The 17,287-nt window shown below is 50.2% G+C and carries 15 protein-coding genes; 1 reads left to right on the top strand and 14 read right to left on the bottom strand.

Annotated features, from left to right (window positions below; translation table 11 throughout):
- Window positions 1–68: 68 nt before the first annotated feature.
- The 14 genes from HJV72_RS09690 to spoVT all read right to left on the bottom strand — a co-directional run bounded on the left by HJV72_RS09690 (window position 69) and on the right by spoVT (window position 16,579).
- Window positions 69–563 (bottom strand): hypothetical protein, encoded by a 495-nt coding sequence (locus HJV72_RS09690; RefSeq protein ID WP_208070584.1) that lies wholly within the window; start codon window positions 561–563, stop codon window positions 69–71.
- A gap of 129 nt (window positions 564–692) precedes the next feature.
- Complete coding sequence (locus HJV72_RS09685; protein ID WP_208070582.1) at window positions 693–1,607, bottom strand: LysR family transcriptional regulator; 915 nt, start codon at window positions 1,605–1,607, stop codon at window positions 693–695.
- Between the two features lie 15 nt (window positions 1,608–1,622).
- A complete protein-coding gene (gene aspS / locus HJV72_RS09680; protein WP_208070580.1) occupies window positions 1,623–3,410 on the bottom strand; it encodes an aspartate--tRNA ligase in 1,788 nt (595 codons plus the stop codon).
- Between the two features lie 28 nt (window positions 3,411–3,438).
- Window positions 3,439–4,710 carry a histidine--tRNA ligase gene (gene hisS, locus HJV72_RS09675; RefSeq protein WP_208070578.1) on the bottom strand — a complete coding sequence of 424 codons (1,272 nt, stop codon included), beginning with the start codon at window positions 4,708–4,710 and terminating at the stop codon, window positions 3,439–3,441.
- Window positions 4,695–6,164 carry a coproporphyrinogen dehydrogenase HemZ gene (hemZ, locus tag HJV72_RS09670; protein ID WP_208070576.1) on the bottom strand — a complete coding sequence of 490 codons (1,470 nt, stop codon included), beginning with the start codon at window positions 6,162–6,164 and terminating at the stop codon, window positions 4,695–4,697. Before hemZ ends, hisS begins: the two co-directional genes overlap by 16 nt.
- An 83-nt stretch (window positions 6,165–6,247) precedes the next feature.
- Window positions 6,248–6,868: an MBL fold metallo-hydrolase gene (locus tag HJV72_RS09665; protein WP_208070574.1), complete on the bottom strand. Its 621-nt coding sequence runs from the start codon at window positions 6,866–6,868 to the stop codon at window positions 6,248–6,250.
- Window positions 6,869–6,883: 15 nt separating this feature from the next.
- Window positions 6,884–9,226, bottom strand: coding sequence for a RelA/SpoT family protein (locus tag HJV72_RS09660; RefSeq protein WP_208070572.1), 2,343 nt, complete (start codon window positions 9,224–9,226; stop codon window positions 6,884–6,886).
- Between the two features lie 36 nt (window positions 9,227–9,262).
- Entirely contained in the window at window positions 9,263–9,787 is a 525-nt protein-coding gene (locus HJV72_RS09655) for an adenine phosphoribosyltransferase (RefSeq protein ID WP_208070570.1), read from the bottom strand.
- 89 nt (window positions 9,788–9,876) lie between these two features.
- Entirely contained in the window at window positions 9,877–11,637 is a 1,761-nt protein-coding gene (recJ, locus tag HJV72_RS09650) for a single-stranded-DNA-specific exonuclease RecJ (RefSeq protein ID WP_208070568.1), read from the bottom strand.
- Between the two features lie 71 nt (window positions 11,638–11,708).
- Window positions 11,709–13,871, bottom strand: coding sequence for a protein translocase subunit SecD (gene secD / locus HJV72_RS09645; RefSeq protein ID WP_208070566.1), 2,163 nt, complete (start codon window positions 13,869–13,871; stop codon window positions 11,709–11,711).
- 17 nt (window positions 13,872–13,888) lie between these two features.
- On the bottom strand, window positions 13,889–15,295 hold the full coding sequence (gene scfB, locus HJV72_RS09640; RefSeq protein WP_208070564.1) for a thioether cross-link-forming SCIFF peptide maturase: 1,407 nt from the start codon (window positions 15,293–15,295) through the stop codon (window positions 13,889–13,891).
- An 80-nt stretch (window positions 15,296–15,375) separates the two neighbouring features.
- A complete protein-coding gene (gene scfA / locus HJV72_RS09635; protein ID WP_022318610.1) occupies window positions 15,376–15,519 on the bottom strand; it encodes a six-cysteine ranthipeptide SCIFF in 144 nt (47 codons plus the stop codon).
- Between the two features lie 83 nt (window positions 15,520–15,602).
- Complete coding sequence (locus tag HJV72_RS09630) at window positions 15,603–15,977, bottom strand: TIGR04086 family membrane protein (protein ID WP_049727589.1); 375 nt, start codon at window positions 15,975–15,977, stop codon at window positions 15,603–15,605.
- A 53-nt stretch (window positions 15,978–16,030) separates the two neighbouring features.
- Window positions 16,031–16,579, bottom strand: coding sequence for a stage V sporulation protein T (gene spoVT, locus HJV72_RS09625; RefSeq protein WP_066577704.1), 549 nt, complete (start codon window positions 16,577–16,579; stop codon window positions 16,031–16,033).
- 186 nt (window positions 16,580–16,765) lie between these two features.
- Between spoVT and HJV72_RS09620 the strand changes: the two genes are divergently transcribed.
- Complete coding sequence (locus HJV72_RS09620; protein ID WP_208070562.1) at window positions 16,766–17,212, top strand: GatB/YqeY domain-containing protein; 447 nt, start codon at window positions 16,766–16,768, stop codon at window positions 17,210–17,212.
- The last annotated feature ends 75 nt before the right edge of the window (window positions 17,213–17,287 follow it).

Genomic DNA, 17,287 nt, shown 5'->3' with positions numbered 1-17,287 from the left:
CTGCAAGAAAAGATACCACCCTGTGATGGTATCTTTTCTACTATTCATTCTTATTATGTCAATTCAACTTATGGTGCTGCTGGAGTATCAACCAGCTCTGCTGTTACCGTTACCTTCACTTCATTATTGCTGGTCCAGTTAGCAGCATCCGCCCTGTCAGCACTAACCTTCACTGTATATGTGTGTTCTCCTGAGGCTATTCCTGTGTCTGTATATGAACCGGTTGTCGCATCAGCAGCTTCTTTTGCTATACCTACCGTCACTCCGGTCTTTTCTGTAGAATCGTCTGCTAAAACAGCCGTCAATTTCAAATCTTTACCTGCTGGCACATTAGCCACATCAACCTTGGTAGAACCCGTATATACCATGGAATCTCCAGATTCCGTCCCCGATGCTCCAATACTAAAATCCGATACCGTCGTCTGTATTGGTTTGTTGATCGTTACGCTGGCTGTTTTCGTATCTTGAATCTTATCCCACACCGCAAATGACCCGACCGTCGTCGCCACAATCGCCACTGCCGTCAGCAAGCTCAATATCTTTTTCTTTCCTAATTTCCGCATATGTATTTCCTCCTCATATAATAACAAGTTTTTTTGACCTGCCTATATAATAACAAATGAAATACACTTTGGATAATGCTTCTTTTTCATTCCTCTGCGATAAACAAAACGTATCGCTAACGCAACCGCCTAGTCTGCGTAGTTTTCTTTTATGATATCGAGGAATTCTCTTGCCTGGATGGAAAGAATTTCCTTCTTACGTTTGATCCACATGAGCTTTTTCTCCACATTGCAGTTGTTGAGCAGCAGGCTGTCGATATGCCCCTTCTTCAGCTCGTCTATCTGCCATTTCCCGCCAAATATGAACGCATCTGTACGCTTGACCATATTGACGATAGCGTGATAATTATTTATGACGATTGTATGCTTAAAGTCCATGACTCTGATATCGCCGAGAGAGATAAGCTCATTAATGTTGGAGAAGTAATCATAGGGAAGATGTACGTAAGTATGGCGCAGCAGTTCCCTCGGTTCGATGCAGTCCATCCCGTACAGCGGACTCTTTCCGCCGACGTGCACGTACAGCGGGCTGGAAGCTATCTCATGGGCTTCAAGCCCCTTGATCTCCAATATCTTATTAAGCGCCGGATACTGTTCCGTATTCACGGCTGTGATACCGATTTCCGCCTCCAGCTTGGCGACATGAATCAGCACCTTTTCAATGGATGTCTCGTATATGGAGATGTTGGCATGGCGGGTCTGAAGGTTCTCATAAAAGTTCAGCATAATCTCATCCTTAAGGATGATGTTCCCGACGGATAAGGCCAGCTTGTTCTGGACGTATTCTTTGTCCTTCAGCTTAAGCGCTTCTATCTCGCTCAGCTGATTGATGACCGACTGGGCATAATAGTACAGGCTTTCCCCGGTCGTCGTAAGGCTTACGCCGTGGTTGGAACGTATGAGCAGCTTCATGCCCATCTCGTCCTCCAGATTCTGCATCGCCCTCGTAAGGTTCGGCTGCGTCACATACAGGCGGTCTGCAGCCTTGCGCATGCTTTTCTGCTCTGCTATCTCCACAAAATATTTTAAATGTTTCAGTTCCATACATTTACCTGCATATTACTCTTCAACAGTTATGGCAAGTCCCAGTTCCTCCAGCTGTTTCTGCTCTACAGCAGTCGGAGCATCCGTCATCAGATCGGAGGCATCCTTCACCTTTGGAAAAGCGATGACGTCGCGGATGCTGTCCTCCTTCGCCATAAGCATGACCAGACGGTCAAGCCCATAGGCAAGACCTGCATGGGGCGGTACTCCGTACTTGAACGCATCCAGCAGGAAGCCGAACTGCTCCTGTGCCTTTTCCGGTGTAAAGCCAAGTACCTCGAACATCTTGTTCTGCACTTCCTGGTTAAATATCCTGACGCTGCCGCCACCGATTTCATTGCCGTTCAGCACGATATCATAAGCCTTGGCCCGGACCCTTCCAGGATCTGTATCGATATATTCCAGATCTTCCTCCATCGGCATCGTGAAGGGGTGATGCATGGCCGTATAGCGTTCCTGTTCGTCATTCCACTCAAGCAGCGGGAATTCCGTCACCCAGAGGAACTTATATTCGCTCTTGTCGAGAAGTTCCATCTGGCGCGCCAGTTCCAGGCGCAGGCTGCCGAGCACATCCCACACCACTTTATTCTTATCAGCGGCAAAGAGCAGCAGGTCGCCGTTCTCTGCGCCCATCGCTTCTACGAGGCTTGCCATCTCCTCTTCCTTCATGAACTTGGCAAAAGAGGACTTGAGCGTTCCGTCCTCCTGGATTGCTATATAAGCAAGTCCTTTGGCACCATAATCTTTTGCAAAGCTTACGAGCTTGTCAATCTTCTTGCGTGGCATGCCGCCCTGCCCCTTGGCATTGATACCACGTACCGAGCCTCCGTTTTCTATGGCGCCTTTGAATACAGCGAATTCACACCCCTTCACAACATCCGTCACATCCGTAAGCTCCATGCCAAAACGGGTATCCGGCTTGTCGGAACCAAACCGGTCCATGGCCTCCTGCCATGTCATCCTCGGTATCGGAAGCTGCACTTCTACGCCAAGGACTTCGTGGAACAGCTTCGCAAGCAGCCTTTCATTTACATCAATGACATCATCCACATCTACAAAAGAGAGCTCCATGTCGATCTGGGTAAATTCCGGCTGCCGGTCCGCTCTCAGATCTTCATCCCGGAAGCATCTTGCAATCTGAAAATACCGGTCATAGCCGGAGCACATGAGCAGCTGCTTAAAAAGCTGCGGAGACTGGGGCAGCGCATAAAAGTGTCCCTGGTGGATACGGCTCGGCACGAGATAATCCCTCGCCCCTTCCGGGGTGCTCCCAATCAGTATCGGTGTCTCTATCTCCAGAAATCCTTCCTCTGCAAGAAACTGGCGGGTCAGCGTAGCCACCTGGCTTCTCATCATCATATTTCTCTGAAGGTCCGGCCTTCTCAAGTCAAGATATCGGTATTTCAGCCGCATCTCTTCCTTCGTCCTGGAGTTCTCCTCGATGGGGAACGGCGGCGTCTCAGATTCCGACAAGATACGCAGTTCGGACGGTATAATCTCTATATCCCCTGTGGCAAGGTTCTCATTGACAGCTCCGGAGCGTCTCTCCACCTTACCTGTCACTGCAACTACATATTCAGCGCGGAGCTTCGCCGCTTTCTCGATTAGGCCCGCGTCTGTACTTCCTTCTTCAAACACTATCTGTATGATGCCGGAACGGTCTCTGACATCGACAAATACAAGCCCCCCCTTGTTACGGTTCTTCTGCACCCATCCCATGACCGTCACGACCTGTCCTGCATTGGTCCCGGACAGTTCACCGCAGCGGTGTGTTCTCTTTATGCCCTGCATCGATTCTGCCATACTTTTCTCTCCTTATCCTTTTCTATAATTATAAATTGCCGATGGAATCGGAATAACATTCGATGATTTCCGTGTAACCCTCTGATTCCAGCTGCTCTTTTTGAAATTTCTTGTTCTTCTTCATATTCGCTATCATGACCTGGAAACCTGCTCCCCGGTCAGCCCTTGCCAGGCTTAGCACTTTGAGCATCCCCTCTGAGGACAGCTTCTTCTCCAGTAGATATGCTTTCCGCGCTCTGTTGCCCGGCGCTTCGTATCCATGTTCCAGAAGGAGCATGACGATGCGCTCGAATCCTATAGAGAATCCGCACGCCGGCGTGTCCTGGCCGGTAAATTTGCCTATCATCTTATCGTATCTGCCGCCTCCGGCTACGGAACCTCCGAAGTCATCCATCGTAACTTCAAAGATTGTGCCGGTATAATAGGACTGGCCTCTCACAAGGGTCGGGTCGAACTTTATCCTGAACTCCGCCTCTTTTGCCGATTCTACGCTGGAAATGATAAGCTCCATGCCGTCGGCGGTCTCTTTGGGCAGGCAGGCCCCGAGCTTCTCCCGCAGGTAAGCAATCCCCTCTACATCCGGTGATATCTCATCAAAAAGCTTCAGATACGTGTCCACATTCTCTTTTGCATAGCCGAGCTCCTGAAGCTCAGCGGATACCCCTTCGCTGCCTATCTTGTCCATCTTATCCAGGATGATGAAGACTTCATCATAGTCTTCCTCCTTGAACCCGCTGAATGCGGCCATCGCCTTCAGTATGTTCCTGTCATTGATGCATACGGTAAAGTTCTTAAGGTCCAGCTTTCCAAGCATCGCTGTCGTGGCCAGAATAAGCTCTATCTCAGCCAGATTGCTCTGTTCGCCCAGAATGTCGATATCGCACTGCATGAACTGGCGGAAACGGCCTTTCTGCGGACGGTCCGCCCGCCATACATTGCCAATCTGCATCGCCTTAAACGGTGATGGCAGTTCATTCGCATGATTCGCGTAGTATCTTGCAAGAGGAACGGTCAGGTCATAACGAAGGCCTCCGTCAACAAGATCATTTTCTTCTTCTGCCTGATCTATCTTAAGCTTTTCCCCGCGCTTCAATATCTTAAAAATCAGCTTCTCATTATCTCCCCCCTGTTTGCTGCACAGATTATCTATATGCTCCACACAGGGGGTCTCCATGGAGACAAAGCCATATGTCTTATACGTCTCCTTAATCAGCTGTATGACATAATCCCTGATTTCCATTTCTTTGGGAAGCATGTCCTTCATACCGGTAACCGGTTTCTTCTTTAACGCCATAACCATTCTCCTTTACGTTCTATCATCTCGCCGATACGCGCGATATAGGCGTCAACCGCCTTGACGTTCTCGATACGTATCAGATTCGTCTTCTTGCCGTTTTTACTGCCCGGCTGTTCAGCTTCCTCCTTTAATACAATCTTTGTAGAAGCACCCGCACCTGCGGCAATAATGGATTGTTTTTCCTCCATAATAAGTATATTGTATATTCCTGCTTTGTCAACCTTTGCATAGCCAACATTTTCAAAATTGCCCGCAATATTCTTCTGCCGGTACAGATAATAAGGCTTCAGATCCATCCGGCGCGCGCTCTGGGCGGCGGCCCGAATCATCTCCGTCATATTTGCAGCCATCCTGGCGGCATCTTTGTCCAGAGCTTCCACGTAGCCGCGGGCATTCTGCTCCTGTCCCATCAGTGCCGCCCGTTTGATGGCAAGCGAATGCACGGTCAGGCTGTCCGGTGACAGCGCCTCCGTCTGTCTGAGCGTATCATACACGTCCGCTGCCGTCTCTCCCGGAAGGCCTGCTATGAGGTCCATGTTGATATTGTCAAACCCAGCCTCCCTTGCCATCTCATACGTCCTGACAACGTCTTCCACCGTATGATGCCTCCCTATGAGATCGAGCGTCTTCTGCTGCATGCTCTGCGGATTGATAGATATGCGCGTGACGTGATGCCGGCGCAGCACTTTGAGCTTCTCAGCCGTTATGCTGTCGGGGCGTCCCGCCTCCACCGTATATTCCAGGAGGTGTTCCATGTCAAAGTTCCTGTCTATGCAGGCAAGGAGCCTCTCCAATTGACGCGCTGTCAGCGTCGTGGGCGTCCCCCCACCGATATATATCGTATTCAGCTTCTTGCTGGCGGACGCTCCCCCGATATAGGCCAGCTCTTTTGTCAGACCATCCAGATAATCGTCCACCCTGTCCTTCCACATATCCAGCGGGCCGGAACTGAACGAACAGTACGTGCAGACGGACGGACAGAACGGAATGGCGACATACAGGCTGTAGCCGTCCGTACAGTCAAGCTTTCCTAGAAGCTCTTTCTCCCGTCCTGCAATCTCCCAAGCAAGCCGCGCCTTCTCCCTGTCCACAAAAAACCGGTCCATATAGAAGCGGAGGAACTCTTCCTCTTGCATTCCCTCCTCCAGCTTCTTCATGGCAATCTTCGTCGGACGCACACCGGTCAGAAGCCCCCATGCCAGGGAACGCCCGGAATGGCGCTCAAGTTCCTTGTACAGTTCTCTGTCTATATAACGCTTCCATTCCTGCCGGGTTGCATGCTGCGGCAGCTCTTTATGTCCAATTCTAAGAACCGTGCAATCCGGCAGCACGGCCCGGACCGCGTCCTTGCAGTCTGTCTCCACAAGCTGATGCACCTTCTCTTCCGGAAAGAACGCCTTCATAATATGATACACGTTGTATGTATACAGCTCATCGCTGCTGATAATCTCAATCATTATTCAACCTCACACTCTCATTTGGGTACAGGGCAAAATGTAATTTGGGACGTAACCCTTTTGAAAAGTGTTACGTCCCCTTTTTATAGAAATGGATTGTGACTTTTCTCGTAACCGATTGTCGTTTCGCCCATATGCCCCGGGTATACGAGCACTTCATCCGGCAGTACCATCAGCTTTTCTTTGATTCCTCTTACCAGGTCCGACATGCTGCCTAGTGGAAAGTCTGTCCTGCCGACAGAGCTCTGGAACAGCGTGTCGCCGCTGAAGAGTATCTTCTCAGCCTCGGCGTAGTAGCACACGCCGCCGGGCGTATGGCCGGGCGTGTGCAGGACTTTGAATGCAAAGCCCGCCGCCTTGATCTCCTGTCCTTCTTGTATATATGTGGCCCCGTCAAACGTATAGCCTGATGTGTAGACGCCGGACTGGTTCAGTCCCGGATCTGTCATAAGCTGTTCGTCATCTTTATGCACGTACACCGGGACATGGAATTCCTGAAGAAAGCCGTCCAATCCCATGATATGGTCAAAATGTCCGTGGGTCAGGAGGATGGCCTCTATCTGGAGTCCCTCGCTCTTTATATGGCCCATCAGATAAGACGGGCAGGCTGCCGGGTCTATCACGACAGCCTGTCTCGTCTCTTCATTGATGGCCAGATAACAGTTGGTACTTATAATTCCTGTGACATATTTTTCTACTTTCATGTAATCCTCTCTCATCTAGCCTGTCGTCCGCTCTATATCTATGACTCCTTCGAGCTGGCGCAGCTTCTTAACCATCGTATCCAGCTCTTCCCTGCCGTGTACGATAAATCCTGCTTCAATCGTGGCTGTTCCCTGCTTGCTCGTACGCACGTTCATGGACTTCACGTCGACCGTCGCCTCGGTAAATATCTTGGACATCTCCATGATGAGCCCCTGCCGGTCATGGGCATACATCTTGATTTCCGCAAGGTACTGCCCGCCGTTTTGTTCCGCCACTTCACTTTCCCACTCTGCATCTATGAGCCGTGCACGTTCTGCTTCGGTCAGATGTATCATATTGACACAGTCCGTCCTGTGGATGGAAAGACCTCGTCCGCGGGTCACAAAACCGACAATCTCGTCCCCAGGTACCGGGTTGCAGCATCTGGAGAAACGGACTGCCATATCATCAATGCCTTTGACGACGATTCCGCTCTTTGATTTGGCGATATGCACCTTATTCTTGGACGCTTCCGCTACCTTCTCCAGGACAACTTCATCGGTCATCTCCTGCTTGTGTTCCTTGCTGTATTCTTCCACGAGCCTGTTCACGACCTGGCCTTCTTTCAGCCCTCCGTGGCCAATCGCCGCCAGCACAGATTCCCAGTCTTTGAAGCCGTATTTCTTCTGTACGATCTCCATATATCTGGAATTCATGATATCGCTCTGGGTAATCGCTTTTGCCTTACAGTAGGAAGCGATCATCTCCTTGCCCTTGACGATATTGCTCTCCTTGAATTCCTTCTTGAACCACTGGTTGATCTTATTCTTCGCCTGCGTGCTCTTGACGATGCCAAGCCAGTCACGGCTCGGCCCTCTGGAATTCTGGGATGTCAGGATCTCTATCCTGTCCCCGTTCTGTATCTTATAATCTATATTGACGAGCTTCCCGTTGACCCGGGCTCCTACCATCTTGTTGCCGACCGCGCTGTGGATTGCGTAAGCGAAATCTATCGGCGTGGAACCGTTGGGGAGATTCTTCACATCCCCCTGGGGCGTAAAGCAGTACACATCCTCGGCAAAGAGATCCAAATCACCTTTGAGCAGATTTAAGAATTCCCGGTTGTCGGACATATCCCTCTGCCATTCGAGAATCTGCCTGAGCCAGCTCAGCTTCTCTTCCTCCTGCGCCTGTACGCTCTTCTTGCCGTCATTTGATTCCTTATACTTCCAGTGCGCCGCGATACCGTATTCCGCGGTCTTGTGCATCTCCACGGTCCGTATCTGAATCTCGAAAGGCTGTCCGACCGAGCTCATAAGCGTCGTGTGAAGCGACTGGTACATGTTCGGCTTCGGCATCGCTATATAATCTTTGAACCGCCCCGGTATCGGCGTGTACATTTCGTGAATCACGCCAAGCGCTGCATAGCAGTCCTTTACTGAATCGACGATAATCCGCACGGCAAACAGGTCATATATCTGGTCTACCGTCTTATCTTGGTTCACCATCTTCTTATATATGCTGAAGAAATGCTTGACACGTCCGTTGACGTCCGCCTTGATGTTGGCATTCTTCATATGCGTGGATACCTCATCCACGATCTGCTGCACGAATTCCTCCCGCTCCGTCTTCCTCGAATTAATCTGGTTCACCAGGTCAAAGAATACTTCCGGCTGGGAATACTTAAGCGCCAGGTCGTCAAGCTCTGTCTTAATCTTGGAGATACCGAGCCTCTGGGCGATGGGAGCGTAGATATCCATCGTCTCCTTAGCCTTTTCCTTCTGCTTTGCCGGCGTCATGAACTGCAGCGTGCGCATATTATGCAGACGGTCTGCTAGCTTGATGATGATGACGCGGATATCTTTCGCCATGGCCAGAAACATCTTCCTCAGATTTTCCGCCTGCACTTCCAGCTTATCAGAGGAATAGGACAGCCGCCCCAGCTTGGTAACTCCGTCCACAAGAAGCGCAACTTCCTCTCCGAAGTCCTTTTTAATCTTTTCCTCCGATACAGAAGTATCCTCCACGACATCATGGAGCATCCCTGCAGCAATCGTCTCCTTGTCCATCTCCAGATTCGCCAGAATGATGGCTACCCAGAGCGGATGGACAATGTATGGTTCCCCGGACTTGCGGCACTGGTCGCCGTGCGCCTTCTGGGCCGTCTCATATGCCTTCTCTATCATCGATACATCCGTCGAAGGATGGTACTTCCGGATACGGGCAATTAACATGTCATAAAGCTGGTCCGGGTCCTCATAGTCTCCGGGAGCCTTCACGGCATGCCCGTCCACAATCTCTAACCCTTTCGAAATCTCATCTGCGATTGATTCCGGTGCAATCCGGTTCTCAGACTCATATATCGTGTTCTCTGACATATTAACGCCTCCTTCCTCTTCATAATTTATATCTGACTATTTGCCCGGATAAGCAATCACGGATTCCACATCATAACCTTTCAGCCGCTTTCTTCCTTCCAGACCGGATAGTTCCATAAGAAATATCGTCTTCACCACTTCACCGCCCAGGCCTTCCACAAGCTTTATCATCGCTTCGTTCGTCCCCCCTGTGGCAATGAGATCGTCGATGATAACGACCTTCTGTCCTTCTTTGATCGCATCACGGTGCATCTCAAGCTCCGCAGTCCCATACTCCAGATCATAGCGGATAGAGACCGTCTCACATGGCAGCTTGCCCTTCTTCCTGATAGGTATGAACGGCTTATGCAGATTATACGCTATCGGGACACCGAAGATAAATCCTCTGGACTCAGGTCCCACGATTACGTCAAAATCCACCCCGTCCAGCTTCCCCTGCATCAGGTCGACTGCAAGATGCAGGCCGTCCGCATCCTGGAGCACGCTGGTGACATCTCTGAAGATGATACCCTGCTCCGGAAAATCCGGTATGCTTCTTACATATTCTTCTATTGGTTTCATGACACCCTCTCCATTCTCTCATATAAATACAAAAACAGTATAACATTAGTTTATGTTATTTTCAAACAATTCTATACACTTTAGACAGCTTACTGGTAATGCGTGATAACAATCTGCATTGTGCGGTTTCCCATATACTCGTTCACCTCCGGATAATAGGTAACGGACAGTGTCATCCCGCTCGGCCGGCGGCTTAAGAACTGCTTCAGGGCAGCTTTGCCGTAATGCTCCTCCAGATAGGAACACAACCGGCTGATATCGCCGAAATACACGGCTTCTGCCTCACAGCCACGGCCGTCTCTCAGACGCATCTTCAGCACATTTTTATTCTTCCCGAATATCTGGCCGCCAAGCAGTTCAACCTTCCTGGCTGCAAATACAGGCTTGGTATTCCCCTTTCCATAGGGCTCCAGATATTTAAGTTCTCTGACAATATCCTCCGTAACGCAGGAAAACGGCAGCTCCATGTCGATAACCACCTTCTCCCTCATATCACTTTCTTCCAGCGTGCAGTTTTCATTCAGCATCCTACGGAACCGCTCTACATCCTCCCTCTTCAGTGAAAATCCCGCAGCCAGCTTATGTCCTCCGTACTTTGTGAGCACCTCTCTGCAAGCGGCAAGCTCCTCATACATATGATAGGCTTCTATCGAGCGCCCGGAGCCCTTCACTCCATCTTCCGCATCCGTCATGACATAGGCTGGACGGCAGTAGCGCTCCCGCAGCCGCCCGGCTACGATTCCTGCCAGGCTTTCATGGCAGTCCGGGAGATATACGGCCAGCACCCGGTCCCGGCCAAGGGATGTCGTCTCTATCATCTGAACCGCCTGGTCCACAGCGGCGGCCGTCATCTCCTTGCGGCTGTCATTCAACGCCTTCAAATCCCCCGCCAGCATATCCGCTTCCTTCTTGTTATGGGCACAGAGCAGGTCAAGGGCACGCTTCGCCGTATCCAGACGCCCTCCCGCATTCAGGCATGGCCCGAGGACAAAGCCGATATGGTACGTATTCAGCTTCCTTCTGTCTACCCCGGTACAGTCGATCAGGGAGCTGAGGCCAGGATTGACGGTTCTTCTTAGCCGTTCCAGCCCTTCCCTGACAAGAATCCGGTTTTCATCCTCCAGCTCCATCACATCTCCGACCGTAGCGACCGCCACATTTTCCAGAAGATCATCCAGGTCGTCCGCTTCATTTCCTATCGCCTCATACAGCGCCTCTATGAGCTTGTAGGCGATTGCCGCCCCGCACAGCCCTTTGAACGGGTAGCCGCAGCCCGGCTGCTTCGGATCCACGACCGCGTCCGCGGGCGGGAGCAGATAATGCTTCTGGCCGCCCTCTTCTTCATATGGCACCTCATGGTGGTCCGTCACGATAACCGTCATTCCGAGCCGCCTGCCATAGTCAATCTCCTCTCTGGCCGCGATGCCGTTATCACACGTCACTATCGTATCTATCCCGTCTCTGTAAGCTCTCTCGACCAGCTCTATGTTCAGTCCGTATCCATCTTTAATGCGGTCCGGGATATCGCTGTCCACATCTGCGCCCGATTTCCCCAGGCCCTTCAGCAGGATATACGTGGCATTCACGCCGTCTATGTCGTAATCTCCGATAATACGTATCTTTCTGCCTCCGTCTATCTTCTCCCGGAGTATTTCTACCGCCTTATCCATATCCTTCATGAGCATTCCGTCATACAGGTCGGTAATCGTTCCGTTCAGATACCGGCGTACGGCCTCCGTACCAACCACGTCCCGGTTCCTGATAAGGCAGGCCAGCCTCGGGCTGATTCCGAATTCTTTCCCGATGGCCTCAAAATCTGCTCCTTTTCTGAGCAGCACCCACTGTTCCATTCTCGTTTCCTCCACTGTAAACAGCCACAGCCATATAAATATGGCCATGGCTGCTATACTGTACCGCTCTTTTATTTTTTCTTTGTATCTGTCGTTTTCTTCCCGAGCTTTGTCCGCATGACATACCAGAGCGCGCCGGTGATGCATACGGATGAATAAGCACCGCATATGATGCCGACCATGAGCGGAAGTGCAAATTCACGGATAGAGCTTACGCCCATCACGTACAGCACGGCCACCATGACAAATGTGGTCAGGGAAGTATAGATGCTCCTCGTCAGCGTCTGCGTGATGCTCTTGTTCACCACCTCCGCAAGCTCTGTCGCTTTCGTCTTCAGCCTCAGCTCCTCACGGATACGGTCAAATATGACAATCGTGGCATTAATCGAGTAGCCTACAATCGTAAGCATACATGCGATGAATGTATTTCCGACCGAAATCCTGGCCACGGCATAGAAGGCCAGCACCACGAGCACATCGTGCAGAAGAGCGGTGACAGCACTTGCCGCAAAACGGATATCCTTGAATCTGAACCAGATATATATGAGCATAAATATCGTGGCAACGATAACTGCCATGATGGCATCCTGCCTCATCTCATTACTGATGGTCGAGCTGATATTCTCTGCGGTAATGAGCGACTCGTCCACCTTAAAGTTGTCGGCAAGCGCCTTGTTCAGCTCCTCTCGCACAGCCAGGCTGAGCGTCTTCGTCTTAATGATGACCTGGTTCGTGTCGGCAACCTTCTGTGTCTGGACGTTGGCGTCCCCGGTCACTTCTTCCACGACAGGCACAATCTCTTTATCTATCTCTTCTATCGTATAGTCTTTATTGAATGTTACATTTGTCGACGTACCGCCTTCAAACTCCAGGCTGTAAGCAAATGCTCCTTTTCCCTTTGAGCCGTTCACGCCCATGAATACGAAGCCGAGTATGACGACCGCCAGAGACAGGGCGAAAAACCATTTCTTCCTGCTGAGGAAATCAATCGGTTTCCTTTCCTTTCTCGGACGGTAATACAGCTGCTCCTTCCTGAGCCCTACCGCATAGAATGCATAGATGATCATCCGTGTTATGACCAGCGCCGTAAACATGGATACGATGATACCGATGGCCAGCGTCTGTGCAAAGCCCTTGACAGAACCAGACCCCTTGAACCACAGTACCGCCGCGGCGATAAGCGTCGTCACATTGCCGTCCACGATGGCAGACATGGCCTTCTGGAATCCTGTCTTAAGAGAATTACGCACGCTCTTACCCTTGGACATCTCTTCCCGCACACGGGCAAATATAATGACATTGGCATCCACCGCCATACCGATACTCAGTATGATACCTGCGATACCGGGCAGCGTCAGCGTGACGTTGAACGCATTCAGAATCACAAGCACGAGCCCTGTATAGATAATGAGGGCAAGGCTGGATGCAAGCCCCGGCAGCAAGTATACGCATATCATAAAGAGAAATACGATAGCAAGGCCGATAGCACCCGCTTTCAGGCTTGTACTGATCGCCTGTTCTCCAAGCTGTGCACCGACCACGTTGGAACGCAGCTCGGTAAGCTCCAGCTTCAGTCCGCCGATACGAATGGTGGAAGCAAGATTCTCCGCCTCTTCATAGCTGAAATTACCGGTGATATATGCCTGTCCCCCGGTGATAGCCGTCTGCACCGTGGGGCTGCTGATTGTCTCATCGTCATAGATGATAGAGATGGTCTTGCCTACGTTCGCCTCTGTCGCTTCGGCAAATTTCTTCGTCCCTTCCTCGTTCAAGTCAAGCTCAACGCTGTATTCCTTATTGCCCATATCGTCTTCGCCGGCACGGGCCGAAGCAGTCTTCACGTCAGAACCGGTAATGACCGTCTCACCGTCCTGCGTCTGAAACGACAGGGAGCCTGGTTTGCCGAGCTCATCCAGGATAGTATTGGCATCGCTTACGCCAGGAATCTCTATATTAATCCTGTCGTCGCCTTCCTGATATACGTTTGCCTCTGTACTGTACTGTTCCACACGCTTTTGAAGCTTGTAAATCGTATCCCGCATCTCTTCCTCTGAGGGATTCTTGTCTTTTACCTGGTAGGTGATGCTGACACCGCCCGCCAGGTCAAGGCCGAGCTTAATATTTTCCGCAGAACCGGTCTTTCCTTTACCGAATCCTGCTGCTGTCGTGAATGCGAGCAATGCTATGAGCGCTGCCGTCACGACAAGACTAAGTATGCCCTTACTCTTCTTCATGGTCTACTTCCTTTCTCTTATCCTTCCGAATCTTCCTCTGCCAGCGCCGCCTTCATCATAATCGCGCACTCTACACGCTTGCGCTGCATCTCACAGCCAACCTCATATGTATCGTGGATTGTACCGTGGAAGTTATAGGCATTCGCCATACAGCCGCCGCTGCAGTAAAATTTTGCAAAACAATTCTTACACTTTTCTTTGGAATATACGTTGCAGCTTCTGAATTCATCTGCAATCTCCGGCCTGACGATTCCTTCGTCAACATTACCCATCAGGAATTCTTCCTGTCCGACAAACTGATGGCACGGGTAGAAATCCCCCCAGGGAGTCACAGCCAGATATTCCGTACCGGAACCGCATCCTGACAGACGTTTCGCAACACACGGCCCACCGTCTAAGTCTATCATAAAATGAAAGAAATTAAAACCTTTTCCTTGCTTTTCACGGTCGATCATAATCTGTGCCAACCTGTCGTATTCCTGCTTGATAGCCGGTATGTCTTCTTCCCTGATTGCATACGGATCCGTCTCTTCTCCCACGACCGGCTCTATAGACATCTGTTGGAAGCCCAGATCCGCAAAATGCAGGATATCCTCCGCGAAATCCAGGTTATTTCTTGTAAATGTACCTCTTATGTAATACTTTTCCTGATTCCTGCTCCTGGCCAGTTTCTGAAACTTCGGTACTATCAGGTCATAACTGCCCTTCCCGTTTCTGAACGGGCGCATCCCGTCGTTGACCTCCTTGCGTCCGTCCAGGCTTAGAACAACGTTATCCATTTCTTTGTTCACAAATTCCTGTATTTCGTCATTCAAAAGTACACCGTTGGTCGTCACGGTAAAACGGAAGCGCTTGTCATGTGTCTTCTCCTGGCTCCGCCCATATGCTACAAGGTCCTTCACGACCTGCCAGTTCATAAGGGGCTCGCCGCCGAAGAAATCCACTTCCAGATTGTGTCTGCTGCCGGAATTGGCTATGAGGAAGTCCAGCGCCTTCCTGCCCACTTCATAACTCATAAGCGCGCGTCTTCCGTGGTATTCCCCTTCTTCCGCGAAGCAGTATCTGCAGGCAAGGTTGCAGTCGTGTGCAATGTGCAGGCAGAGTGCCTTGACGACTGTCTTCCTCTTCTTCACATCCTCAATCAGGCATTCGTGCGTATCCGGTGTAAACAGCCTTCCGGCCTCCGTTAGTTCCACGATGTCTGCAAGCGCCTCTTCTATCTCCTTCGCATCATATGTCCCGCCAAGCTTCTCCTTCAGCCCCTCCAGCGTATCCGGCGCCTTAAGGCGCTCTGCCGTCCGGGCTTCTGGCGCCTCCTCAAGCGCCGCTATGACATCGTAGCACAGTCCGTCGACTACGTGTACTGCCCCGCTGTTTACATCAAGGACTATATTATATCCATTGTTTTTATATTGGTGAACCAAACTGTATATCCCCCTTTTTCAAACAACAAGAAACAGCGACCCTTAAGACCGCTGTCCCGAGTATTCCGTATGATGTTTCATTATTTCTTCTGTTCGCACGTCTGGTTTCCTACGGTGCAGGATGTCTTACATGCTGACTGGCAGGATGTCTGGCATTCCCCGCATCCGCCTTTTTTAACAGTATTATTCAAAGTCTGTGTATTCAATGTCTTCACATGTTTCATGTCAATATCCTCCTTACGTTTGCTTAACTTTTGTTATTATAACATAAGCAATATGTTTTTGGAAGTATTTTTCCGGCTGTTTTTCATGAAATCATTCCGCCCACCATGCCCCCGCCGGCGCAGAGAATGAACGTCGTAATGAGGTTCGCGCCGTTTCCGTTCAGCGTATGATACACTCCGAGCGTAATCAGAAGCAGAAGTGCAAAATATCCGATTCCCAGGCCAAGTCCCCACACAAACCTGCGCACCCTTGCAAGCTTCCCGATAATGATACCTCCGATAAGCGTAGCCATGACATAGATAGCCACGATGCCGGCCGATACTGCTTTTTCGTTCAAATCCATCTTATAGAGCAGCACAGTCAGCACCAGGAGCATAATTCCGGTGACAATATAAGAAGCAAGCAGTGACTTTAACACCCACATGACTTTTGAATCTTTCTGAATCCGTCTCTCCATCTAATCCCTCCTCGTCTATCACAAGGTATGAATCAGAACACGGATTTATGCCATTATTGTTCCATCTGTCTGCCCAAAAATCCTGCAGCGCAGGCCGCCATCTTCTGTTCCAGTTCCGAAAACTTCTTTTTGCTCTCTTTCGTCAGGAAGATGACGCCGCCGATGACGTCTCCTTCACATACGATTGGGTGTATTACCTGATAATGATATTCATCATCCTGGTCATTGATCGTCTTCATGAACTTCTTATCTCCGGCTGCCGCCAGAATCGGATTTCTCTCTTCCAGCGCTTTTTCCAGCTGCTTGCTGATATATTTGTCCTGGAAATCTTTCTTCCCGGTTCCGGCCGAAGCCACGATCTGATCCATATCGCTAACGCACACGAGGCAGCCCATCGTCTGAGCAAGACTTTCCGCATATTGTCTTGCAAAAGCAGACAGTTCGCCTATCGGAGAGTATTTTTTTAAAATGATCTCTCCCTCCCGGTCCGTAAATATCTCCAGCGGATCCCCTTCCCGTATCCGCAACGTCCTTCTTATTTCCTTGGGAATCACTACTCTTCCCAGATCGTCGATTCTTCTCACTATTCCAGTTGCTTTCATGTCCTTATGTTCCCTCCATTTATCTTGATTGGCAGATAAATGTATTATCTGTTAAAAGCAGGAAAAACATACATGCCGCAAAAGAATAATATGCTTGCCGTTTCACAAGGTACGGTATTGAAAATACGGTCTTTGTATACTATTATATCTTATAGAAAGAAAAAAAATCAAAACGGAGGATGTATCATGAGTAAAATCGAAGACGTAAGAAGTGACATGGTAAGTGCTATGAAAGCAGGCGACAAGGAGACGAAGGAGACATTATCCATGCTGCTGGCAGCCCTTAAGAATAAAGCGATAGACAAACGTTCCGACCTGACAGAAGAGGAAGAGACACAAGTCATCCTGAAGGAAATAAAGCAGACAAAGGAGACGCTCGAGATGACCCCTGCGGACCGCACGGAAATTATCGATGAGTGTAACAAACGTCTGGCTGTCCTGGAAGGGTATGCCCCGAAGATGATGGATGAGTCTGAAATCAGGGAAATCGTGACCGCCACGCTGAAAGAAATCGGTATCGAATCCCCGACAGCAAAGGATAAAGGGAAAATCATGAAGTCCCTTATGCCAAAAGTAAAAGGCAAGGCAGACGGCAAGCTCGTCAACGATATCGTAGGAAGCTTCTTTCAATAAATGGGGGTTTAAGTAATGTAGACGCCGCTGGGGAGGTATGGGGCAGATGCTCCGATGCGTCCGGGAACTGCGACT

It is taken from the genome of Extibacter sp. GGCC_0201 (genome assembly GCF_017566055.1).
Lineage (GTDB): Bacteria > Bacillota > Clostridia > Lachnospirales > Lachnospiraceae > Extibacter.
The sequence above is the reverse complement of the archived record's forward strand: the minus strand, read 5'-3'. Positions and strand labels throughout refer to the sequence as shown.

Excerpts from the sequence above, each read along its gene's own strand:
- HJV72_RS09690 (WP_208070584.1), bottom strand. The coding sequence starts at position 563 with ATGCGGAAATTAGGAAAGAAAAAGATATTGAGCTTGCTGACGGCAGTG.
- HJV72_RS09685 (WP_208070582.1), bottom strand. The coding sequence starts at position 1,607 with ATGGAACTGAAACATTTAAAATATTTTGTGGAGATAGCAGAGCAGAAA.
- aspS (WP_208070580.1), bottom strand. The coding sequence starts at position 3,410 with ATGGCAGAATCGATGCAGGGCATAAAGAGAACACACCGCTGCGGTGAA.
- hisS (WP_208070578.1), bottom strand. The coding sequence starts at position 4,710 with ATGGTTATGGCGTTAAAGAAGAAACCGGTTACCGGTATGAAGGACATG.
- hemZ (WP_208070576.1), bottom strand. The coding sequence starts at position 6,164 with ATGATTGAGATTATCAGCAGCGATGAGCTGTATACATACAACGTGTAT.
- HJV72_RS09665 (WP_208070574.1), bottom strand. The coding sequence starts at position 6,868 with ATGAAAGTAGAAAAATATGTCACAGGAATTATAAGTACCAACTGTTAT.
- HJV72_RS09660 (WP_208070572.1), bottom strand. The coding sequence starts at position 9,226 with ATGTCAGAGAACACGATATATGAGTCTGAGAACCGGATTGCACCGGAA.
- HJV72_RS09655 (WP_208070570.1), bottom strand. The coding sequence starts at position 9,787 with ATGAAACCAATAGAAGAATATGTAAGAAGCATACCGGATTTTCCGGAG.
- recJ (WP_208070568.1), bottom strand. The coding sequence starts at position 11,637 with ATGGAACAGTGGGTGCTGCTCAGAAAAGGAGCAGATTTTGAGGCCATC.
- secD (WP_208070566.1), bottom strand. The coding sequence starts at position 13,871 with ATGAAGAAGAGTAAGGGCATACTTAGTCTTGTCGTGACGGCAGCGCTC.
- scfA (WP_022318610.1), bottom strand. The coding sequence starts at position 15,519 with ATGAAACATGTGAAGACATTGAATACACAGACTTTGAATAATACTGTT.
- HJV72_RS09630 (WP_049727589.1), bottom strand. The coding sequence starts at position 15,977 with ATGGAGAGACGGATTCAGAAAGATTCAAAAGTCATGTGGGTGTTAAAG.
- spoVT (WP_066577704.1), bottom strand. The coding sequence starts at position 16,579 with ATGAAAGCAACTGGAATAGTGAGAAGAATCGACGATCTGGGAAGAGTA.
- HJV72_RS09620 (WP_208070562.1), top strand. The coding sequence starts at position 16,766 with ATGAGTAAAATCGAAGACGTAAGAAGTGACATGGTAAGTGCTATGAAA.